Origin of the sequence: Streptomyces sp. NPDC050423 (assembly GCF_040655445.1) — a bacterium.
In the GTDB taxonomy this organism is placed as follows: domain Bacteria; phylum Actinomycetota; class Actinomycetes; order Streptomycetales; family Streptomycetaceae; genus Streptomyces.
This window is the reverse complement of record NZ_JBFAJY010000026.1, coordinates 82800-104407: the sequence shown is the minus strand read 5'-3', so window position 1 is coordinate 104407 and position 21608 is coordinate 82800. Positions and strand designations below refer to the sequence as shown.

General features: G+C 72.0%; 18 protein-coding genes. 1 reads left to right on the top strand and 17 read right to left on the bottom strand.

Translation table 11 applies throughout. From position 1 onward, the window contains the following. The 4 genes from AB0I52_RS20370 to fmt all read right to left on the bottom strand — a co-directional run. Positions 1-1121 (bottom strand): sugar-binding domain-containing protein (locus AB0I52_RS20370; RefSeq protein WP_363074443.1); only part of this gene is annotated, 1121 nt, incomplete at its 3' end. 128 nt (positions 1122-1249) lie between these two features. Continuing rightward, the gene (rpe, locus tag AB0I52_RS20365; RefSeq protein WP_362964835.1) at positions 1250-1933 is read right to left on the bottom strand and encodes a ribulose-phosphate 3-epimerase; all 684 of its coding nucleotides are present in this window, start codon (positions 1931-1933) and stop codon (positions 1250-1252) included. Between the two features lie 137 nt (positions 1934-2070). Beyond that, entirely contained in the window at positions 2071-3504 is a 1434-nt protein-coding gene (locus AB0I52_RS20360) for a transcription antitermination factor NusB (RefSeq protein WP_363074440.1), read from the bottom strand. A 117-nt stretch (positions 3505-3621) separates the two neighbouring features. Further along, the gene (fmt, locus tag AB0I52_RS20355; RefSeq protein WP_363074438.1) at positions 3622-4554 is read right to left on the bottom strand and encodes a methionyl-tRNA formyltransferase; all 933 of its coding nucleotides are present in this window, start codon (positions 4552-4554) and stop codon (positions 3622-3624) included. A 230-nt stretch (positions 4555-4784) separates the two neighbouring features. Here fmt and AB0I52_RS20350 point away from each other — a divergent pair, with 230 nt between their 5' ends. Continuing rightward, positions 4785-5330 carry a hypothetical protein gene (locus AB0I52_RS20350; protein WP_363074436.1) on the top strand — a complete coding sequence of 182 codons (546 nt, stop codon included), beginning with the start codon at positions 4785-4787 and terminating at the stop codon, positions 5328-5330. Positions 5331-5518: 188 nt separating this feature from the next. On the opposite strand, the gene AB0I52_RS20345 is transcribed toward AB0I52_RS20350, so the two are convergent. The 13 genes from AB0I52_RS20345 to AB0I52_RS20285 all read right to left on the bottom strand — a co-directional run bounded on the left by AB0I52_RS20345 (position 5519) and on the right by AB0I52_RS20285 (position 21548). After that, positions 5519-7669, bottom strand: coding sequence for a primosomal protein N' (locus AB0I52_RS20345; protein ID WP_363074434.1), 2151 nt, complete (start codon positions 7667-7669; stop codon positions 5519-5521). A gap of 159 nt (positions 7670-7828) precedes the next feature. After that, a complete protein-coding gene (gene metK, locus AB0I52_RS20340; RefSeq protein WP_363074432.1) occupies positions 7829-9037 on the bottom strand; it encodes a methionine adenosyltransferase in 1209 nt (402 codons plus the stop codon). 242 nt (positions 9038-9279) lie between these two features. Further along, a complete protein-coding gene (gene coaBC / locus AB0I52_RS20335) occupies positions 9280-10482 on the bottom strand; it encodes a bifunctional phosphopantothenoylcysteine decarboxylase/phosphopantothenate--cysteine ligase CoaBC (RefSeq protein ID WP_363074430.1) in 1203 nt (400 codons plus the stop codon). A gap of 144 nt (positions 10483-10626) precedes the next feature. After that, a complete protein-coding gene (gene rpoZ / locus AB0I52_RS20330) occupies positions 10627-10899 on the bottom strand; it encodes a DNA-directed RNA polymerase subunit omega (protein WP_003970369.1) in 273 nt (90 codons plus the stop codon). Between the two features lie 90 nt (positions 10900-10989). Further along, positions 10990-11607 carry a guanylate kinase gene (gmk, locus tag AB0I52_RS20325; protein WP_362964849.1) on the bottom strand — a complete coding sequence of 206 codons (618 nt, stop codon included), beginning with the start codon at positions 11605-11607 and terminating at the stop codon, positions 10990-10992. A gap of 38 nt (positions 11608-11645) precedes the next feature. Continuing rightward, positions 11646-11969, bottom strand: coding sequence for an integration host factor (locus AB0I52_RS20320; RefSeq protein WP_018524251.1), 324 nt, complete (start codon positions 11967-11969; stop codon positions 11646-11648). 245 nt (positions 11970-12214) lie between these two features. After that, entirely contained in the window at positions 12215-13054 is an 840-nt protein-coding gene (gene pyrF / locus AB0I52_RS20315) for an orotidine-5'-phosphate decarboxylase (RefSeq protein WP_363074428.1), read from the bottom strand. Beyond that, a complete protein-coding gene (locus AB0I52_RS20310) occupies positions 13051-14160 on the bottom strand; it encodes a quinone-dependent dihydroorotate dehydrogenase (RefSeq protein WP_363074426.1) in 1110 nt (369 codons plus the stop codon). Before AB0I52_RS20310 ends, pyrF begins: the two co-directional genes overlap by 4 nt. A gap of 64 nt (positions 14161-14224) precedes the next feature. Then, complete coding sequence (gene carB, locus AB0I52_RS20305) at positions 14225-17533, bottom strand: carbamoyl-phosphate synthase large subunit (protein WP_363074424.1); 3309 nt, start codon at positions 17531-17533, stop codon at positions 14225-14227. Then, positions 17526-18683, bottom strand: a complete 1158-nt coding sequence (carA, locus tag AB0I52_RS20300) for a glutamine-hydrolyzing carbamoyl-phosphate synthase small subunit (RefSeq protein WP_363074422.1) — start codon at positions 18681-18683, stop codon at positions 17526-17528. Before carA ends, carB begins: the two co-directional genes overlap by 8 nt. Further along, positions 18680-19267, bottom strand: coding sequence for a hypothetical protein (locus AB0I52_RS20295; RefSeq protein WP_363074420.1), 588 nt, complete (start codon positions 19265-19267; stop codon positions 18680-18682). Before AB0I52_RS20295 ends, carA begins: the two co-directional genes overlap by 4 nt. Beyond that, positions 19264-20550 (bottom strand): dihydroorotase, encoded by a 1287-nt coding sequence (locus tag AB0I52_RS20290; protein ID WP_363074418.1) that lies wholly within the window; start codon positions 20548-20550, stop codon positions 19264-19266. Before AB0I52_RS20290 ends, AB0I52_RS20295 begins: the two co-directional genes overlap by 4 nt. A 2-nt stretch (positions 20551-20552) precedes the next feature. After that, positions 20553-21548 (bottom strand): aspartate carbamoyltransferase catalytic subunit, encoded by a 996-nt coding sequence (locus AB0I52_RS20285; RefSeq protein ID WP_363074416.1) that lies wholly within the window; start codon positions 21546-21548, stop codon positions 20553-20555. Positions 21549-21608: the final 60 nt, after the last annotated feature.

The window sequence follows — 21608 nt, the reverse complement described above, 5'->3', positions numbered from 1 at the left end:
CTGCCGTCACCGCCGTGCTCCCGCGGCCAGCGCCTGCCTTCGGCCGGGTCGGCGAGCGCGTCCTGCTCCTCGCCGTTGCCGTCCGGGTCGGCCCGGTCCAGCGCGGGCCTGCGCGGCGCGGCCGAGTCGGTCAGCAGGTAGTCGGCCGCCGCGGTGTCCGTCACCAGGCTGGTGACCAGACCGGACCGGAGCACCGCGCCGATCGCCGCGGCCTTGCGCTGGCCGCCCGCGATCGCCACCACCTCGGGGATCCGGCGCAGCCGGTCCGCCTCGACCGTGATGCAGCGCTCGCCCAGGTCCCGGCCGACCCGCCGGCCCTCCGAGTCGAAGAGGTGCGCCGACATCTCGGCGGCGACGCCGAGCGAGGCGTAGTGCTCGCGCTCCTCGTCGGACAGCATGTCGTGGACCGTGGAGATGCCGGGCTCCCAGGAGCCGATGGACACCGCCGCGACCGTCACCTTGTCGAAGTACTCGAAGGCGCGGGCGATCCCGGTCTGGTGGCGCAGCGCGGCAGCGGTGGCCGGGTCGGGCAGCAGCATCGGCGCGTAGATGGGGTGGGCCTCGCCGCCGGCGACCTGGGCGGCCCGCCGGACCGCCTCGACCGAGCCGCGCTCGGCGGTCCCCGCGTCGTACACCCCGGTGAGCTGCACGACCGTGCACGGCGGGAGCCGGTCCAGGGCGGCGGCCATGTGGATGGTGGACCGGCCCCAGGCGAGTCCGAGCACATCGCCCTCGTTCACCAGTTCGCCCAGCAGATCGGCCGCGACCTCGCCGAGGTTCTCCGGGTCGGCGGCGTCGTCCTGCTCCTCGGCCGGGGATTCGACCACGACCGCGTGGCGCAGCCCGTAGCGGGCGCGCAGCGCGTCGGAGCGCTCGGCGTCCAGCTCGGCGGGGACCCGGATCTCGATCCGTACGAGGTCACGCTCCAGCGCCGTCTCCAGGACCCTGGCGACCTTGAAGCGGCTGACGCCGAACTCCTCTGCGATCTGGATCTTGGATTTGCCCTCAAGGTAGAAGCGGCGGGCCATGGCCGCCGCCTGCACCAGCTCCGCGGGCCCCATCCGCAGGGCGGACCGGCCCGCCGACATTGCAGACACCGCGTTCTCCTCACTGCTGTTCACGCCTCGATACGCCGTTCATCCTGTCAGATACGGCGATCCTTGACCGGTCCCGTCGGACCGCGTTCATCTGCCCTTGGCCGGGCCGACCTGCGGCCGGGGGCCGGAGGCTGCCTGCTCCGTCGCCCGCGTCAGTGGCCGCACGCCCACTGCGCCGAGGCGATGGCTCCGTCGGCCTTGGCGCGCAGGGCCCGTACCGCCGCGGCCGGGTCCTTGGCCCCGTACACGGCGGAGCCCGCGACGAAGACGTCGGCGCCGGCGTCGGCGCACCGCTCGATGGTGGACTCGGAGACCCCGCCGTCGACCTGGAGCCACAGTTCGAGACCGTGCCTGGAGATCAGTTCACGGGTGCGGCGGATCTTCGGCAGCATGATGTCCAGGAAGGACTGGCCCCCGAAGCCCGGCTCCACCGTCATGATCAGCAGCATGTCGAGCTCGGGGAGCAGGTCCTCGTACGGCTCGATGGGCGTCGCCGGCCTGAGCGCCATGGACGCGCGGGCACCCTTGGCCCGGATCTCCCGCGCCAGCCGCACGGGGGCGGCCGCGGCCTCCACGTGGAAGGTGACGGATCCCGCCCCCGCCTCGACGTACTGCGGGGCCCAGCGGTCCGCGTCCTCGATCATCAGATGGCAGTCCAGCGGCGTGGCCGTGGCCCTGCTGAGCGATTCCACGATCGGAACGCCGAGGGTCAGATTGGGCACGAAGTGGTTGTCCATGACATCGACATGGAGCCAGTCGGCACCTTCGACGGCCTGCGCCTCCTCGGCGAGGCGTGCGAAGTCGGCGGAGAGAATGCTGGGGTTGATCTGGGCCATGGGCCAAGCCTGCCATGTTCTGCGGCACTTCCCCGCTCCGGTGCGCTCCAAAGCCTCACGGGATCATTACGGTTCGCACATTCCCGGATTTTTCACCCCCCGGTCCGGCGACGGGCCGCCCCGCCGGGCGGATCCGGTCAGCCGGTTCGCCGCAGCACGGCGAGGTACATCGCGTCCGTGCCGTGCAGATGCGGCCACAGCTGGACGTCCGGTCCGTCGCCCAGGGCGGGCACCCCGGGCATCAGCGGACGGGCGTCCACCCACTCGGCCTCGACCGGCGCCCCGCCGCGGCCCTTGAGTACGTCCTCGACGACCACCCGGGTCTCCGCGAGGTGCGGGGAGCAGGTCGCGTACCCGACGACACCGCCGATCCGTACGGCCTTCAGCGCCTCGCGCAGCAGACCGCGCTGGAGCGGCGCGAAGCTCTCCAGGTCCTCCTTGCGGCGTCGCCAGCGGGCCTCCGGCCGGCGGCGCAGCGCGCCGAGGCCCGAGCACGGGACGTCCATCAGGATCCGGTCGAAGGTGTCGGGCCGCCACGGCGGGCGGGTGCCGTCGGCGGTGATCACCTGGTACGGGCCGGGGTTGCCGGCGAGGGAGCGCTCGACGAGGCGGGCCCGGTGCGGCTGCTTCTCGGCCGCCAGCAGGGCGGCGCCGCGTCCGGCCGCGAGGGCGGCCAGCAGGGCGGCCTTGCCGCCGGGGCCGGCGCAGCCGTCGAGCCAGCGGGTGTCCCTGCCCTCCAGCGGCGCGTTGGCGAGAGCCGCGGCGACGAGCTGGCTGCCCTCGTCCTGAACACCTGCCCGGCTCTCCTGCACGGCGGTCAGAGCTCCGGGCTCGCCGCCCTCGGCCATCCGCACGGCGTAGGGCGACCAGCGGCCCGGGAGCCCGTTCTCCTCGCCGAGCGCGTCGAGCAGCTCATCGGTGGTGGAGCGGCCGGGGCGGGCGACCAGGGTGACCTCGGGCCGTTCGTTGTCGGCCTCCAGCAGGTCCTCGATGCCCGCGCGGCCGCCGCCGAGAGCGTCCCAGAGCGCGGAGACGACCCAGCGCGGATGCGAGTGCACGAGGGCGAGGTGGTCCTCCGCGTCGTCCTCGTAAGAGGGGGCGACCCGTGCCACCCACCCGTCGAGGTCGTCCGCGGAGACCTTGCGCAGGACGGCGTTGACGAACTTGGCGCGCCCCTCGCCGAGCACCACCCGGGCCAGTTCCACACTGGCGGAGACCGCGGCGTGGGTCGGGATACGGGTGCCGAGCAGCTGGTGCACGCCCATGTTCAGCACGTCCAGGACCGGCGGGTCGACCTCGCGCAGCGGCCGGTCGATGCAGGCGGCGACGATCGCGTCGTACGTGCCCTGGCGGCGCAGCGTTCCGTAGACCAGCTCGGTCGCCAGGGCCGCGTCCCGGCTGTCGAAGTCGCCCTTGGCGCGGGCCTTCTTCAACAGCGGGGGGAGGACGAGGTTGGCGTACGCGTCGCGTTCGTCGACGGCCCTGAGGGCCTCGAAGGCAAGGAACCGGACCTGGTCCTTCTGCGGGCGGCGGTGCGGTGTGGCGGGACGGCGACGCGGCTGGTCGTTCACGTGAAAGGTGCTCCGCTGATGGTGAGAGGGCGAACTGCCCCAGCCTACGTCCCCGTCCCGCCCCGCTCCGCCGTCCCGACGGATCCCTGGACCCTGGATCCCTGGATCCCTGGATCCCTAGATCCCCACGAGCTCGCCGGGAACGATGCGCACCCCGCGCGCCCAGTCCGCGGCGCGCATCGGCTTCTTGCCCTGCGGCTGGACCCAGAGCAGCTCGATCGCGTGCGATCCGGTGCCCACGTGGACGTTGTTCTTGGCCGCTGACAGCTCGCCGGGGGCCAGATCGGTCCGGTCCAGGACGGGCACGGCCTGGATCAGCTTGAGCCGTTCCCCGCGGAAGAGGGTCCAGGCGCCGGGGGCGGGGGTGCAGCCGCGGACCACCCGGTCGACGCGGAGTGCGGGCGCCGACCACTGGACCTGGGCGTCCTCGACGGTGATCTTCGGCGCGAGGGTGATTCCGCTGTCGGGCTGCGGAACTGCGTGCAGGGTGCCGTCCTCGATCCCGTCCATCGTGGCGGCGAGCAGCCCGGCTCCGGCGAACGCCAGCCGGGTCAGCAGATCACCGCTGGTGTCGGTGGGCCGGACCTCCTCGGTCAGGACGCCGTACACCGGCCCGGAGTCGAGCCCCTCCTCGATCAGGAAGGTGGCGGCACCCGTGACCTCGTCGCCCGCCATGACGGCGTGCTGCACGGGTGCGGCACCGCGCCAGGCGGGCAGCAGCGAGAAGTGGAGGTTGACCCAGCCGCGGGCGGGGATGTCGAGTGCGCTCTTGGGCAGCAGCGCCCCGTAGGCGACGACCGGGCAGCAGTCCGGCGCGATCTCCCGCAGCCGCGCCAGGAAGTCCTCGTCCCGGGGCCTGGCCGGCTTGAGGACCTCGATCCCGGCCTCCTCGGCCCGTTCGGCGACGGGACTGGCGACCAGGCGGCGGCCGCGCCCCGCGGGCGCGTCGGGCCGGGTCACGACAGCGGCGACCTCGTGCCGGCCGGAGGCGATCAGGGCGTCGAGTGCGGGTACGGCTACCTCGGGGGTGCCTGCGAAGACGAGCTTCATGGGTGGCTGACTGCCTCTCAGGCCGAAACGTTACGGTGACGAGCAACGCACAAGTCTATGGGCCCGGCGGCCGGGGGGCGTACGCGCCATTGCGCGCCCCTCGCGGGTGCGTATACGCCCCCGGAGCGTGACCACATCCCCGGCTGAGGCGTTGGTCAAGAGAGATTGACCGAAGCGAGCCGCCACGGTGCGGCCCGATCCCTTTCAACGCCGGTTCGAGAGGCTTCTTCATGGCCGACCACGCAACCCACGACGCCCAAGCGCGGGCCAGCCTGCATCTTCTGGTGCGGGACATCGAGCGGGTCCGGCGGCAGGTGGACGCGCTGCGCACGCTCACCGCCCAACTGGGCAACGTCTACCGTCCGCGCCGCTCCGGCCCGTCCGCGGGCTTCGTCGTCTACGGCAGGGCCCCGGCCCCCACCGTCAGGCTGGCGCAGGAACTGCGGGACAGTGTCGAGACCCTGGTGACCGCGGCAGTGGACTTCGACCGTTCGCTGGGCTTCTCCTGGGACGCGGTGGGCTCCGCGCTGGGAGTCACCAAGCAGGCGGTCCACCGCCGCTACGGCACACGGCGCGCCACCCCCCAGCCGTTGGCGGCCGAGGCCGCCGAGCCCGTGGTGCAGCGACCGGTGCCGGTCGTTCCCGGATCACCCGCCGCTCCCGCACTGCCCGCCGTCCCGGCCGCGCGCTCGATGCCCCCGCAGCCGTCGGCGGACCGCCCGCCCCTGCGCGAGGACCTGCGCCCGGGGGCCTTCCCGGGTCCGCGCAACGGCTGACGCACCACACCCGTGCCTGTCCCGCCGCACGCCGCCGGGACAGGCACACCCCTCCCTCGGCCCCTGTCCACACCCGCTCCAACCCGTCCGCAAGCCACTCAAGCCCGTCCGGCGATTGAGGACAGAGCGTCCAGCGGGCGCCCCGCACCCTCAGCCGCCCCCTCCGCCGCACCGTCACCAGCGCCCCGTCACCCGATGTCCGGCGGATCCACCCGAATCCGCACCGCACCGCCGCCCCCACCGCCCCGCGACATCCGCGCCGACTGCGCCGCCTTCAGCGCGGCCGCCAGCGCCGCCCCGCTGCCCGGACGCACCCGGATCAGGGCCCGCTCCCAGGTCTCCCCCGGCGGTGCGTCGAAGGGCCGGCGGGGCCGTCCCGGCTCGCTGCCGGGGACCGGCACCGGACCGAGGACCTCCGCGTCCGGCGGCAGTTCCGCGGCGGCCAGGAACGCGGCGAGCGCCTGCGGCTCTCCCGTCACCGAAGCCATCCGGGACACCGGCGGAAAGCCCAGCTCGGCCCGTTCCGCGAGCTCTCGGCGCGCGTGCCCGACCGGGTCCCAGCGCACCAGGGCCTGCACCGGCCGCAGCGTCGGCTCGGCGACGATCACCACCGTGCCGCCCTCGGGCTGCCCCCGCACCAGCGCGGCGGCGGCCGTCCAGCGGCGCAGCGCCTCCTCCCCGGCCCGCAGGTCGGGGCGGCCGACCATCGCCCAGCCGTCCAGCAGCAGCGCCGCCGCGTATCCGCCGTCGGCGACCGGTTCGGCGCCCGGGGTGCTGACCACGAGCGCGGGCTGGTCCGGTACCGAGTCCAGCACATGGTCGCGCCCGGAGGTCCGCACCGGCACTGCGGGGAACGCCCGGCCGAGCTCCTCCGCGGTCCGGCGGGCGCCGACGATCTGCGCGCGCAGCCGGCGGGCCCCGCAGGCGACGCAGTGCCAGGACGTCTCGGCCCGGCCGCACCAGGCGCAGTTCAGGTCCTGCTGGTCGGGCGCCTCCAGCGGCCCCGCGCAGTGCCGGCACCGCGCGGGCTCCCGGCAGCGCTCGCAGGCCAGTCGCGGAGCGTACCCGCGACGCGGCACCTGCACGAGCACCGGGCCGCTGCGCAGCCCGTCCCGCACGGTCTGCCACGCGAGGCTCGGCAGCCTCGCGGACCGGGCGGCGCCGTCCCGCGCGAGCTCGCCGTCGCCGACGGTACGCACCAGGGGCGCCGCGATCCGCGTCTGCTCCCGGTCGGCGCGCAGCGGCAGTGCCCAGCCGCTCTCCACCAGCTGAGCGGCCTCCACGGTGCAGTTCGTGCCGCCGAGCAGGAAGGCGCATCTGCCGTGCGCGGCCCGTAGCTCAAGGACCTCGCGGACGTGCGGGAAGGGGGCGTTGTCATCGCTGTGGCTGGAGTCCCCGTCGTCCCAGACGGCGACCAGGCCGAGGTCGGCGACCGGGGCGAACATCGCGGCCCGCGTCCCGACCACCGCCCGGACGGACCCGCGCCGTACGGCGAGCCACTCCCGGTAGCGCTTCTCGGGTCCCGAGCCGGCGGTCAGCAGGGCGTGGCGGCCCTCCCCGAGGATCCCGGAGAGCGCGGCGTCGACCCGCCCCGCGGTCCGTCCGTCGGGGACCACGACCAGTGCGCCGCGCCCCGACGCGAGGGTCGCGGCGACGGCCCCGGCGATCTCCTCGGGCCAGCGCGGGCCCGGCAGCGCGGTCCACACGGCCCTGGGCGCGCCGCCCGAGGCGAGCGCCTCCAGGAACGCCGCGCCCTGCCCGTACCGCGCCCAGGTGCCGGGAGAGGGCGCCGGGGGCGGCGGCAGCGGTTCGGGAGACGGTCTGGACTCGGCCCGTGCGTTCCTCGGCGGCACCGCGAGCTGCAGGACGTCCGCGAGGCTGCCCGCGTACCGGTCGGCGACGGCGCGGGCGAGGCCGAGCAGCTCCGGTCCGAGGACGGGTTCGGGTGACACGACGGAGGCGAGCGCGGCCAGTGCTCCGCTGTAGTCGGACTCGGCCAGCCGCTCGACCAGGAATCCGTCGATCAGCCCGCCGCCCTCGCGCCGCCCGCCCCGGACATTGCGCCCGCCGGCACCGAAACGCACCCGCACCCGAACCCCGGGCTGCGCGTCGGCGTCGAGCTCCTCGGGGACGGCGTAGTCGAAGTACTGGTCGAGATGGAGCGCGCCCTTGTTCACCAGGACTCGGGCCACGGGCAGCTCGCCGGCGAGGGCGGCCCCGCGCCAGGTCCGTGGTTTGGCCCGGGGCACCTTGGCCCGGCGCACCGTCTCCCGAATCAGCGCAAGCTGCTCCGGCGCCCCGGTGCCGGGCTCGTCGGACCGCTCGTTGTCGCTGCTCACAGCCAAATTCCTACCAGATGCCACTGACAGCGGGCGGCGCCGGCCGCTCCGGCCTGCGCCGCCCCTCCCGTTCGGGCGGGGAGAAACGCCGGAGCCCGGACACCGATGAGGCGTCCGGGCTCCGGCGGAAGGGGTTGCCCGCGAGGGGCGACCGAGGTCCTACAGGCCTGCGGCCTTGCGCAGTGCGTCCACCCGGTCCGTGCGCTCCCACGTGAAGTCGGGAAGCTCACGGCCGAAGTGGCCGTACGCGGCGGTCTGGGCGTAGATCGGGCGGAGCAGGTCGAGGTCGCGGATGATCGCGGCCGGGCGGAGGTCGAAGACCACGCCGATGGCGTGCTCGATCTTCTCGGTCTCGATCACCGCGGTGCCGAAGGTCTCGACGAAGAGGCCCACCGGCTCGGCCTTGCCGATCGCGTAGGCGACCTGTACCTCGCAGCGGGCCGCGAGGCCCGCGGCGACGACGTTCTTGGCCACCCAGCGCATCGCGTACGCGGCCGAGCGGTCCACCTTCGACGGGTCCTTGCCGGAGAACGCCCCGCCGCCGTGGCGGGCCATGCCTCCGTAGGTGTCGATGATGATCTTGCGGCCGGTCAGGCCGGCGTCGCCCATCGGGCCGCCGATCTCGAAACGTCCGGTCGGGTTGACCAGCAGACGGTAGCCCTCGGTGTCCAGCTTGATGCCGTCCTCGATCAGCTGCCCGAGCACGTGCTCGACGACGAACTCGCGGATGTCGGGCGCGAGGAGCGAGTCGAGGTCGATGTCGCTGGCGTGCTGCGAGGAGACGACGACCGTGTCGAGACGGACGGCCTTGTCGCCGTCGTACTCGATGGTGACCTGGGTCTTGCCGTCGGGACGCAGGTACGGGATGGTCCCGTTCTTGCGGACCTCGGAGAGGCGGCGGGACAGCCGGTGCGCGAGGTGGATCGGCAGCGGCATCAGCTCGGGCGTCTCGTCGCAGGCGTACCCGAACATCAGGCCCTGGTCGCCGGCGCCCTGCTTGTCGAGTTCGTCCTCGTCGCCCTCGACCCGCTTCTCGTAAGCGGTGTCGACACCCTGCGCGATGTCGGGCGACTGCGCGCCGATGGACACCGACACGCCACAGGAGGCGCCGTCGAAGCCCTTCTTGGAGGAGTCGTAGCCGATTTCCAGGATCTTGTCGCGCACCAGCTGTGCGATCGGGGCGTAGGCCTTGGTCGTGACCTCACCCGCAACATGCACCTGACCTGTGGTGATCAAGGTCTCGACGGCGACACGCGACGTCGGGTCCTCACGGAGAAGTGCATCGAGAATGGTGTCGCTGATCTGGTCAGCGATCTTGTCGGGGTGACCCTCGGTAACGGACTCCGAGGTGAAGAGACGGCGGGACACATCGCTCCCTGGGGTTGCAGCGGCTGCTGGCTGATCATTTGGCGGACGGCCCGGGAGCTGCGCCCGGTAAGGTCCAGGGCCAGTTTATCGGTCGGCTCCGGCTGTCGGACAACGTGTCTCGCCCTTTGGGAGTTCTGTGACATGCGGCACGGCCGCCCGGACACCCTCCGGCGGCGCCGCAAGGCCCGCTCGAAGCCCCGTTTCCCAAGGGATCGGACCCGCCGGGCGAGGACGCCTGAAATTCATCCAAGACGCGGCGACACGAGGTCCCAGACCGTGTCGGCGAGCGCCTCCTTGGGCCCGAACGGCACCGGGGTCTCGCCGCCGTCGGCCGCGAGCACCACCGCTTCGTTCTCCTCGGAGCCGAAGGTCCTGTGCTCCCCCACCTCGTTGACCACCAGCAGGTCGCAGCCCTTGCGGCGGAGCTTCTCGCGCCCGTTGGCCAGGACGTCGTCGGTCTCCGCGGCGAACCCGACCACGATCTGTTCCGGGTGGGCGCGCCGCGCGGCGACCTCGGCGAGGATGTCCGGGTTGCGGACGAGCGTGATCGGGGCGGGCTCCTGGCCGTCCTTCTTCTTGATCTTCCCCGTGGCGTACTCGGCCGGGCGGAAGTCGGCCACCGCCGCCGCCATCACCACGACGTCCGCGTCCGCCGCCGCCTTCAGCACGGCCTCGCGCAGCTGCATCGCGGTCCCGGCCCGGACGACGTCGGCCCCGGACGGGTCGGGCAGGCCGGTGTTGGCCTCGATGAGTGTGACCCGCGCGCCTCGCGCGACCGCGGTGCGGGCGAGCGCGTACCCCTGCTTCCCGGAGGAGCGGTTGCCGAGGTACCGGACCGGGTCGAGCGGTTCCCGGGTGCCGCCCGCGCTGATCACCACATGGCGGCCCACCAGGTCGGGGGCGACGGGCCCCCGGGACAGCACGCGGCGGCAGACCTCGAAGATCTCCGCCGGGTCGGGCAGCCTGCCCTTGCCGGTGTCGACGCCGGTGAGCCGGCCGACGGCGGGCTCGATGACGACGGCGCCCCGGCGGCGCAGGGTGGCGACGTTCTCCCGGGTGGCCGGGTGCTCCCACATCTCGGTGTGCATGGCGGGCGCGAAGACGACCGGACAGCGCGCGGTGAGCAGCGTGTTGGTCAGCAGGTCGTCGGCCAGCCCGTGGGCGGCCCGGGCCAGCAGGTCGGCGGTGGCGGGGGCGACGACGACGAGGTCGGCGTGCTGCCCGATCCGCACGTGCGGGACCTCGTGGACGTCGTTCCAGACCTCGGTCGACACCGGGTGGCCGGAGAGCGCCGACCAGGTGGCCGCGCCCACGAAGTGGAGCGAGGCCTCGGTCGGCACGACCCGTACGTCGTGGCCGGACTCGGTCAGCCGCCGCAGCAGCTCGCACGCCTTGTACGCGGCGATGCCCCCGCTGACGCCCAGAACGACCTTCGGCTTCTCCACTGCGTCTCCCCGCACTCGGGTACGTACTCGGATACGTACGCACCCATGCTGCCTCACCGTCGCGGACGCCGGTCTGCCGCCCCGGAAACACCACAGGCCCGGCGGTGGAGACCGCCGGGCCTGTGGTGAAGGTGCGTTTCCTGCTTACTGCGCGGGGCCCTCGATGGCCTCGGAGGTGAGCAGGCCCGCGTTGATCTCGCGGAGTGCGATCGAGAGCGGCTTCTCGTGCACGTGGGTGTCGACGAGCGGGCCGACGTACTCGAGGAGTCCCTCACCGAGCTGCGAGTAGTACGCGTTGATCTGGCGCGCGCGCTTGGCGGCGTAGATCACGAGGCTGTACTTCGAGTCGGTTGCTTCGAGGAGCTCATCAATCGGCGGGTTGATGATGCCCTCGGGCGTGGTGATGGAAGAGGACACTCTCTGCCTTCCGAAGGGGGTGAAGATCAAAGAAATCTTTGACAGTCAGGGGCTGTGTGGTGCGGTCCCGTGTCGGTGCGACCCGTTCGTTCAGTCGCCGGCGGCACGGTGGCCGGAAGCCTCCAGCATCAAGGCTAGCAGCTCACGCGCCACATCCTCGACGGAGGTATTGACAAGCGTCGTATCGAACTCGGATTCGGCAGCCAGTTCGATCTTGGCCGCGCCGAGGCGGCGTTCGATCACCTCGGGCGCCTCGGTGCCGCGGCCGGTGAGCCGGCGGACCAGCTCGTCCCAGCTCGGCGGCGCGAGGAAGACCAGCTGCGCGTCGGCCATCGACTGCCTGACCAGCCGGGCGCCCTGGAGATCGATCTCCAGCAGCACCGGCTCACCCGCCTCCAGCCGCTCCTGCACGGCGCGGCGCGGGGTGCCGTAGCGGTTGCCGGCGAACTCGGCCCACTCCAGCAGCTCACCGTTGGCGATCAGCTTGTCGAACTCCTCGTTGTCAACGAAGAAGTAGTGGACACCGTTGCGTTCGCCGGGGCGGGGCTTGCGGGTCGTCGCCGACACCGAGAGCCATACCTCGGGATGGACCTTGCGCATATGCGCGACGACCGTGCTCTTGCCGACACCCGAGGGGCCGGAGAGCACGGTCAGCCGCGGACGTACGTCCGGGGGCACGGGGGACGTCCCCCGGGATGTTGCAGCCATGGAGTGATTATCCAGGTTCTCAGGAGTGCCTGAGAACGTCAGGCGGCGCTGCCGCCGAACTCACGCTCCAGGGATGCGATCTGGTTGGAGCCAAGACCCCGGACCCGGCGGCTCTCGGAGATGCCGAGCCGCTCCATGATCTGCTTGGCGCGGACCTTGCCCACGCCGGGCAGGGACTCCAGCAGGGCGGAGACCTTCATCTTCCCGATGACGTCGTTCTCCTGGCCCGACTTGATGACCTCGTGGAGGGAGGCGCCGGAGTGCTTGAGTCGATTCTTGACCTCGGCCCGCTCCCGGCGAGCCGCGGCGGCCTTTTCGAGCGCGGCTGCGCGCTGTTCAGGGGTAAGGGGCGGAAGAGCCACGCCTACGTCACCTCGGATGTCGATCTGTCGGATACGGACCGGTGAGGCAACTGGATCGCCCCTCACCTGGTGAGCAACGAACAACCTGTGCGCGTTGGCTCTCGACGGAGACTAGCGGCCAAGGCCGCCGGAGTCAGCGAGAACAGACTAAAAGTCCTGGTCAGCCTTTGCCGACCGGGACATTTCCGGCATAACAGCCGAGTTTTTTGGTCAGGATTACGTCAACTCGCTGTTACGTGGGATGGTCAGCCGTCCGAGACGGCCGCGCGGACCTCGTCCGTGAACCGCTCGGCGGCTTCGCGCAGCCCTGCCGCGTCCGGACCGTGGCGCAGCACGCCCCGGCTCACGCTGGGCAGCACATTGTGTACCGCGTCACCGAAGACCCCCGGCAGATCCGCGGGGGTCGCGCCCTGCGCGCCGATGCCGGGCGCGAGCAGCGGACCGTTGATCGCGAGGTCCACGCCCGCGTCCCCGAGCGTGGCCCCGACCACCGCGCCGACCGAGCCGAGCGGGGTGGCCCCCTCGTTCTCGGCCGCCATGTGGCCGAGCATCAGCTGGGCCAGCGAGCGGCCGTCGGCCGCGGTGGCGCGCTGCACCTCGGCGCCCTCCGGGTTGGAGGTGAGGGCGAGTACGAAGACCCCCGAGCCGGAGATCACGGCCGCGTCGAGCGCCGGCCGCAGCGAGCCGAAGCCGAGGTACGGCGAGACGGTGACCGCGTCGGAGAACAGCGGCGAGCCCTTGTCCAGGTACGTGGCGGCGTAGGCGCCCATGGTGGAGCCGATGTCACCGCGCTTGGCGTCCATCAGGACCAGCGCACCGGCCTCCCTGGCCTCCTCGACGGCCTTCTCCAGGACGGCGATGCCGCGCGAGCCGAAGCGCTCGAAGAACGCCGACTGCGGCTTGAGCACGGCGACCCGGCCCGCCAGCGCCTCCACGACCGTGCGGGTGAAGCGCTCCAGGCCCGCCACGTCGTCGTTCAGCCCCCAGGAGGTGAGCAGGGAGGCGTGCGGGTCGATGCCGACGCAGAGCGGACCACGGGTGTCCATGGCCCGGCGCAGGCGTGCGCCGAAGGGTTCCGGGGTCATTTCACGGCCTTCCTGGTCTGGGCGCCGACGGCGTCGGCGAGGGTGGAGTACGGGGAGGCGGCCAGGCGCGCGGCCAGGCCCTTGTGGATCGCGCGGGCGTAGAACGGGCCCTCGTAGATGAAGGCGCTGTAGCCCTGCACGAGCGTGGCACCGGCCAGGATGCGCTGCCAGGCGTCCTCGGCGTTCTCGATGCCTCCGACGCCCACCAGGGTGATCCGGTCGCCCACGCGCGCGTAGAGGCGGCTCACGACCTTCAGGGAGCGTTCCTTGAGGGGTGCGCCGGACAGCCCGCCGGTCTCCCCGGTCAGGGAGGGTGCGGACTTCAGGCCCAGGCTGTCGCGGGCGATGGTGGTGTTGGTGGCGATGATGCCGTCCAGGCCCAGCTCGACCGCGAGGTCGGCGACCGCGTCGATGTCCTCGTCCGCGAGGTCGGGGGCGATCTTGACGAGCAGCGGGACCCGGCGGCCGGTGACGGTCCGGTCGGCGGCCTCGCGCACGGCGGACAGCAGCGGGCGCAGCGACTCGGTGGCCTGGAGGTTGCGCAGGCCCGGCGTGTTCGGCGAGGAGACGTTGACGACGAGGTAGTCGGCGTGGGCTGCGAGCCGCTCGGTGGACTTCACGTAGTCGGCGGCGGCCTCGGCCTCGGGGACGGCCTTGGTCTTGCCGATGTTGACGCCGACCGTGGTCCGGAAGACCGGCACGCGGGCGGCCAGGCGCTCGGCTACGGCGGCCGAGCCCTCGTTGTTGAAGCCCATGCGGTTGATCAGCGCGCGGTCCGCGACGAGGCGGAACAGCCGCTTCCTGGGGTTTCCGGGCTGCGGCTCGCCGGTGACCGTACCGATCTCGATGTGGTCGAAGCCGAGCATCGACATGCCGTCGATCGCGACGGCGTTCTTGTCGAAGCCGGCGGCGAGGCCGAAGGGGCCGTGCATCCGCAGGCCGAGGGCCTCGGTGCGCAGCTCCTGGTGGCGGGGGGCGAGCGCGGCGGCGACGAAGGTGCGCAGAACGGGGACGCGGGCGGCGAGCCGGATCCACCGGAACGCGGCGTGGTGGGCCCGCTCCGGGTCCATGCGCCTGAAGACCAGCTGGAAGAAGAGTCTGTACATCGGGGGTGTCCTCGGTGTTCTCACGAAGAGGGGGACACCGTTTCCGGTGTCCCCCTGCCGGCTTCTAGTCGCGGGCCGCGGTCAGACGTTCCGCGTGTTCCTGGAGGGAACGGACGCCCACGTCGCCGTGGTTGAGGGCGTCGATGCCCTGGACCGCCGCGGCGAGCGCCTGGACCGTGGTCAGGCACGGTACGGACCGGGCGACGGCCGCGGTACGGATCTCGTAGCCGTCGAGCCGGCCGCCGGTTCCGTACGGCGTGTTGACGATGAGGTCGACCTCGCCGTCGTGGATCAGCTGGACGATGGTCTTCTCACCGTTGGGGCCCTCGCCCTCGGACTGCTTGCGCACGACGCGAGCGTTGATGCCGTTGCGCTTGAGCACCTCGGCGGTGCCGGAGGTGGCCATCAGCTCGAAGCCGTGGGCGACCAGCTCGCGCGCCGGGAAGATCATCGAGCGCTTGTCGCGGTTGGCGACCGAGATGAAGGCGCGGCCCGTGGTGGGCAGCGGGCCGTACGCGCCGGCCTGCGACTTGGCGTACGCCGTGCCGAAGACCGAGTCGATGCCCATGACCTCGCCGGTGGAGCGCATCTCCGGGCCGAGGACCGTGTCGACGCCGCGGCCGTGGATGTCGCGGAAGCGCGACCACGGCATGACGGCCTCCTTGACGGAGATCGGCGCGTCGAGCGGCAGCGTGCCGCCGTCGCCGTGCCTGGGCAGCAGGCCCTCCTCGCGCAGCTCCGCGACGGTCGCGCCCAGCGAGATCCGGGCGGCGGCCTTGGCGAGCGGGACGGCGGTCGCCTTCGAGGTGAAGGGGACGGTGCGCGAGGCGCGCGGGTTGGCCTCCAGGACGTAGAGGATGTCGCCGGAGAGCGCGAACTGGATGTTGATCAGTCCGCGTACGCCGACGCCCTTGGCGATGCCCTCGGTGGAGGCGCGCAGCCGCTTGATGTCGTAGCCGCCGAGGGTGATCGGGGGCAGCGCGCAGGCGGAGTCCCCGGAGTGGATGCCGGCCTCCTCGATGTGCTCCATGACGCCGCCGAGGTAGAGCTCGGTGCCGTCGTAGAGCGCGTCGACGTCGATCTCGATGGCGTCGTCGAGGAAGCGGTCGACCAGGACCGGCCGGGTGGGGCTGATCTCGGTGGACTCGGAGATGTACGAAGCGAGGCGGGTCTCGTCGTACACGATCTCCATGCCGCGGCCGCCGAGCACGTACGAGGGGCGTACGAGGACGGGGTAGCCGATCTCGTCGGCGATGGCCTTGGCCTCGGCGAAGGTGGTGGCGGTGCCGTGCTTCGGGGCGGGCAGACCGGCCTCGGCCAGGACCCGGCCGAAGGCGCCGCGGTCCTCGGCGGCGTGGATCGCCTCCGGCGGGGTGCCGACGACGGGCACGCCGTTGTCCTTGAGCGCCTGGGCCAGGCCGAGCGGGGTCTGGCCGCCGAGCTGCACGATGACACCCGCGATCGGGCCCGCGAGGGACTCCGCGTGCACGATCTCCAGCACGTCCTCAAGCGTCAGCGGCTCGAAGTAGAGGCGGTCGGAGGTGTCGTAGTCCGTGGACACGGTCTCCGGGTTGCAGTTGACCATCACGGTCTCGTAGCCCGCGTCGCTCAGCGCGAAGGAGGCGTGGACACAGGAGTAGTCGAACTCGATGCCCTGGCCGATTCGGTTGGGGCCGGAGCCCAGGATGATCACCGCGGGCTTGGTGCGGGGCGCGACCTCGCTCTCCTCGTCGTAGGAGGAGTAGAAGTACGGCGTCTTCGCGGCGAACTCGGCGGCACAGGTGTCGACCGTCTTGTAGACCGGGCGGATGCCGAGCGCGTGCCGTACCTCGCGGACGACGTCCTCGCGCAGGCCCCGGATCCCGGCGACCTGGGCGTCCGAGAAGCCGTGCCGCTTGGCGTCGGCCAGCAGTTCGGGCAGGAGCTTGTCGGCGGCGGCCAGCTCGTCGGCGATCTCCTTGATCAGGAAGAGCTGGTCGACGAACCAGGGGTCGATCCTCGTGGCGTCGAAGACCTCCTCCTGGGTGGCGCCGGCCCGGATCGCCTGCATGACGGTGTTGATCCGGCCGTCGGTCGGGCGGACCGCCTCGGCCAGCAGCTCCGCCTTGTCGCCGGGCTCGCCGGTGAAGGTGAACTGCGAGCCCTTCTTCTCCAGGGAGCGCAGCGCCTTCTGCAGCGCCTCGGTGAAGTTCCGGCCGATCGCCATGGCCTCGCCCACCGACTTCATGGTGGTGGTGAGGGTGGAGTCGGCGGAGGGGAACTTCTCGAAGGCGAAGCGCGGGGCCTTGACCACGACGTAGTCGAGGGTCGGCTCGAAGGAGGCCGGGGTCTTCTCGGTGATGTCGTTGGGGATCTCGTCGAGCGTGTAGCCGACGGCCAGCTTGGCGGCGATCTTGGCGATCGGGAAGCCGGTGGCCTTCGACGCCAGTGCCGAGGAGCGGGAGACGCGCGGGTTCATCTCGATCACGATGACCCGGCCGTCGACCGGGTCGATGGCGAACTGGATGTTGCAGCCGCCGGTGTCGACGCCGACCTCGCGGATGATCGCGATGCCGATGTCGCGCAGCCGCTGGTACTCGCGGTCGGTGAGGGTCATCGCCGGGGCGACGGTGATGGAGTCGCCCGTGTGGACGCCCATCGGGTCGAAGTTCTCGATGGAGCAGACGACCACGACGTTGTCGTTCCGGTCGCGCATCAGCTCCAGCTCGTACTCCTTCCAGCCGAGGATGGACTCCTCCAGGAGCACCTCGGTGGTCGGGGAGAGCGTGAGGCCCTGTCCGGCGATGCGGCGCAGCTCCTCCTCGTCGTGGGCGAAGCCGGAGCCGGCGCCGCCCATCGTGAAGGAGGGGCGGACGACGACGGGGTAGCCCCCGAGCGTGTCGACGCCCTTGATGACGTCGTCCATGGAGTGGCAGATGACGGAGCGGGCGGACTCGCCGTAGCCGATCTTCGCCTTGACGGCCTCGACGACGCCCTTGAAGAGTTCGCGGTCCTCGCCCTTGTTGATGGCCTCGACGTTGGCGCCGATGAGCTCGACGCCGTACTTCTCCAGGACACCGTTCTCGTGCATGGAGATCGCGGTGTTCAGCGCGGTCTGGCCGCCCAGGGTGGGGAGCAGCGTGTCGGGGCGCTCCTTGGCGATGATCTTCTCGACGAACTCGGGGGTGATCGGCTCGACGTAGGTGGCGTCGGCGATCTCCGGGTCGGTCATGATCGTCGCCGGGTTGGAGTTCACCAGGATGACGCGCAGGCCCTCGGCCTTGAGGACGCGGCAGGCCTGGGTGCCGGAGTAGTCGAACTCGGCGGCCTGGCCGATGACGATCGGACCGGAGCCGATGACCAGGACGGACTGGATATCGGAGCGCTTAGGCACGCTGGCCCTCCATCAGGGATACGAAGCGGTCGAAGAGGTACGCGGCGTCGTGCGGGCCGGCGGCCGCTTCGGGGTGGTACTGGACGCTGAAGGCCGGCCGGTCGAGGAGCTGGAGGCCCTCGACGACCTGGTCGTTCAGGCAGACGTGGGAGACCTCGGCCCGCCCGTAGGCGGTGTCGGAGACCTTGTCGAGGGGGGCGTCGACGGCGAATCCGTGGTTGTGCGCGGTGACCTCGACCTTGCCGGTCGAACGGTCCTGCACGGGCTGGTTGATGCCGCGGTGGCCGTACTTCAGCTTGTACGTGCCGAAGCCGAGTGCGCGGCCCAGGATCTGGTTGCCGAAGCAGATGCCGAAGAGCGGGGTCCCCCGCTCCAGGACGCCCCGCATGACGGAGACCGGGTGGTCGGCGGTGGAGGGGTCGCCGGGGCCGTTGGAGAAGAAGACGCCGTCGGGCTTCACCGCGTACACCTCCTGCAGGGTGGCGGTGGCGGGCAGGACGTGCACCTCGATGCCGCGCTCGGCCATCCGGTGCGGGGTCATGCCCTTGATGCCGAGGTCGACCGCGGCGACGGTGAACTTCTTGGCGCCGATCGCGGGGACGACGTAGGCCTCCTTGGTGGCGACCTCGGCGGAGAGGTCGGCGCCGGTCATCTCGGGGGCCTGGCGCACCCTGGCGAGCAGGGTGCCCTCGTCGGCGAGCGCGTTGCCGGAGAAGATGCCGACGCGCATCGCGCCGCGCTCGCGCAGGTGGCGGGTGAGGGCGCGGGTGTCGATGCCGCTGATCCCGACGACGCCCTGGGTCGTGAGCTCCTCGTCGAGCGAGCGCCGCGAGCGCCAGTTGGAGGGCACCCGGGCGGGGTCGCGGACGACGTAGCCGGCGACCCAGATCCGCTTCGACTCGGGGTCCTCGTCGTTCACACCGGTGTTACCGACGTGCGGGGCGGTCATTACGACGACCTGGCGGTGGTACGAGGGGTCGGTCAGCGTCTCCTGGTAGCCGGTCATGCCGGTGGAGAACACCGCCTCGCCGAAGGTCTCCCCCACAGCCCCGTAGGCGCGGCCGCGGAAGGCGCGGCCGTCCTCCAGGACGAGTACGGCGGGAGACACCCTATCCCTCTTCGAGGCGTGCCCCGGATTGGAGATCGTCATCGTGCGGTGCCTTCCGTAGAGCTGGTGAGGTGGTTGACGGCCTCGACCCAGGCAGGGTGTTCGGCCGAGTGGTCGGAGCGGAATCCGGAGTCGATCAGCTGGTCGCCGAGCGCCCAGGTGATGATCAGCAGACCGCCCTCGGGGAGGACCTTGCCCGCGAGCGCCTTGTCGGTACGGGCCGCGCGCAGGTCGGCGGCGGGGACGAAGAAGTCCGCCGCGCCGGGCCGTGCGACGTCGAGGCCCTGCTCGGTGAGGGTGAGCTCGACGCGGCTGCGGGTGCCGAGGCCGTGGGCGACGATGCGGTCGAGCCACTGCCCGGCCGTCGTCGAGGCGTGGTAGCGCCCGGTCAGGGTGAGCAGCTTCTCGCCGTCCGCGAAGCCGTCCGGGCGGGCCGCGAGGTCGGACAGGCCGGACTGGAGGCTGCCGCGCCACTTCCATCCCTGGCGCATCAGCCAGTAGACGAAGGCGACGAGGACGGCCAGTGCGAGCACCCAGCTGATCCGGGCGGACCAGTCGGTCACCTCCGCCGACTTCTGCTCGGCGGCCAGTTGGTACAGCTGATGGTTGGGGCTGAGTGTTGTCACGCGAGCTTCCCGTCGACGACCGTGGCACGGCCCCGCAGGAAGGTGTGGGTCACTCGGCCCGGCAGCTCGCGCCCCTCGTACGGAGTGTTGCGGCTGCGGGAGGCGAAGCCCGCGGGGTCCACCGCCCCACGGTATGCCGGATCGACCAGGGTGAGGTTGGCGGGCTCACCCGCGGCGACGGGCCTGCCGTGGCCGTCCAGCCGGCCGATGGCGGCCGGGCGCAGCGACATCCGGTCGGCGACGCCGGCCCAGTCGAGGAGTCCGGTCTCGACCATCGTCTGCTGGACCACGGAGAGTGCGGTCTCCAGGCCCACCATGCCCATGGCGGCCGCGGCCCACTCGCAGTCCTTGTCCTCGTGCGGGTGCGGCGCGTGGTCGGTGGCGACGCAGTCGATCGTGCCGTCGGCGAGGGCCTCGCGCAGGGCCAGGACGTCGGCCTCGGTGCGCAGCGGCGGGTTCACCTTGTAGACCGGGTTGTAGGACCGTACGAGCTCGTCGGTGAGGAGCAGGTGGTGCGGGGTGACCTCGGCGGTGACGTTCCAGCCCTTGGACTTGGCCCAGCGGACGATCTCGACGGATCCGGCGGTCGACAGGTGGCAGATGTGCACCCGGGAGCCGACGTGGGCGGCGAGCAGCACATCGCGGGCGATGATCGACTCCTCGGCGACCGCGGGCCAGCCGCCCAGGCCGAGCTCGGCCGAGACGATGCCTTCGTTCATCTGGGCGCCCTCGGTGAGGCGGGGCTCCTGGGCGTGCTGGGCGACGACTCCGTCGAACGCCTTCACGTACTCCAGGGCGCGGCGCATGATCACCGCGTCGTCGACGCACTTGCCGTCGTCGGAGAAGACCTTCACTCCGGCGGCCGAGTCGTGCATGGCGCCGAGTTCGGCGAGCTGCTTGCCCTCCAGGCCGACGGTGACGGCGCCGATGGGCTGCACGTCGCAGTAGCCGGACTCCTTGCCGAGCCGCCAGACCTGCTCGACGACGCCGGCGGTGTCGGCGACCGGGAAGGTGTTGGCCATGGCGTGCACGGCGGTGAAGCCGCCGACCGCCGCGGCCCTGGTGCCGGTCAGGACGGTCTCGGAGTCCTCCCGGCCGGGCTCGCGCAGGTGGGTGTGGAGGTCGACCAGGCCGGGCAGCAGCACCTGGCCCGCCGCCTCGACGACGGTGGCGCCGACGGCGTCGAGGCCGGTGCCGACCGCCGCGACGGTCTCGCCGTCGATCAGGACGTCCATCGGCTCGCCGCCGAGGATCTTCGCGCCGCGGATAAGGATCTTGCTCATGGTTACTTGTTCTCCTCGGTACGGGCGGCGGGCGACGGTTGGGAGGGGGCGGCGGGTCCGGAGCCGCCCAGGAGCAGGTAGAGCACGGCCATCCGGATGGAGACCCCGTTGGCGACCTGCTCGACGACCGTGCACCGGTCGGAGTCGGCCACCTCGGCGGTGATCTCCATGCCGCGGACCATCGGGCCCGGGTGCATGACGATGGCGTGCTCGGGCATCTTGGCCATCCGCTCGCCGCCCAGGCCGTAGCGGCGGGAGTACTCCCGCTCGGTCGGGAAGTACGCGGCGTTCATCCGCTCACGCTGCACGCGGAGCATCATCACCGCGTCGGAGGCGGGCAGCACCTTGTCGAGGCTGTAGCTGACGTCGCACGGCCACTGCTCGACGCCGACGGGGACCAGGGTCGGCGGGGCCACCAGGGTGACGTGGGCGCCGAGGGTGGTCAGCAGGTGGACGTTGGAGCGGGCGACCCGGCTGTGCAGGATGTCGCCGACGATCGTGATCCGGCGTCCGTCGAGGTCCTTGCCGAGTCCGGCGTCGGCTCCGACGAGCCTGCGGCGCATGGTGAACGCGTCCAGGAGGGCCTGGGTGGGGTGCTCGTGGGTGCCGTCACCGGCGTTGACGACCGCGCCGTCGATCCAGCCCGAGGTGGCCAGGCGGTAGGGGGCGCCGGAGGCTCCGTGCCGGATGACGACGGCGTCCGCGCCCATCGCCTCCAGCGTCAGGGCGGTGTCCTTGAGCGATTCGCCCTTGGAGACGGAAGAGCCCTTGGCGGAGAAGTTGATGACGTCGGCGGACAGCCGCTTGGCGGCCGCCTCGAAGGAGATGCGGGTCCGCGTCGAGTCCTCGAAGAAGAGGTTGACGACGGTCCGGCCGCGCAGGGTGGGGAGCTTCTTGATCGGCCGGTCCGCGACCCTGGCCATTTCCTCGGCGGTGTCGAGGATCAGGACGGCGTCGTCGCGGGTGAGGTCGGCGGCCGAGATGAGGTGACGCTTCATCTGGGTGTTCTCCGGGTGGCTGGAGGGTTCAGGCGTGCGGGCGTGCGGAAGCCGCCGTAG

Bases quoted from the DNA above. Each gene is read 5' to 3' on its own strand.
- rpe (WP_362964835.1), bottom strand. From the start codon at position 1,933: ATGGCCCAGATCAACCCCAGCATTCTCTCCGCCGACTTCGCACGCCTC.
- fmt (WP_363074438.1), bottom strand. From the start codon at position 4,554: ATGAAGCTCGTCTTCGCAGGCACCCCCGAGGTAGCCGTACCCGCACTC.
- AB0I52_RS20350 (WP_363074436.1), top strand. From the start codon at position 4,785: ATGGCCGACCACGCAACCCACGACGCCCAAGCGCGGGCCAGCCTGCAT.
- gmk (WP_362964849.1), bottom strand. From the start codon at position 11,607: ATGGCTGCAACATCCCGGGGGACGTCCCCCGTGCCCCCGGACGTACGT.
- pyrF (WP_363074428.1), bottom strand. From the start codon at position 13,054: ATGACCCCGGAACCCTTCGGCGCACGCCTGCGCCGGGCCATGGACACC.
- AB0I52_RS20310 (WP_363074426.1), bottom strand. From the start codon at position 14,160: ATGTACAGACTCTTCTTCCAGCTGGTCTTCAGGCGCATGGACCCGGAG.
- carA (WP_363074422.1), bottom strand. From the start codon at position 18,683: ATGACGATCTCCAATCCGGGGCACGCCTCGAAGAGGGATAGGGTGTCT.
- AB0I52_RS20290 (WP_363074418.1), bottom strand. From the start codon at position 20,550: ATGAGCAAGATCCTTATCCGCGGCGCGAAGATCCTCGGCGGCGAGCCG.
- AB0I52_RS20285 (WP_363074416.1), bottom strand. From the start codon at position 21,548: ATGAAGCGTCACCTCATCTCGGCCGCCGACCTCACCCGCGACGACGCC.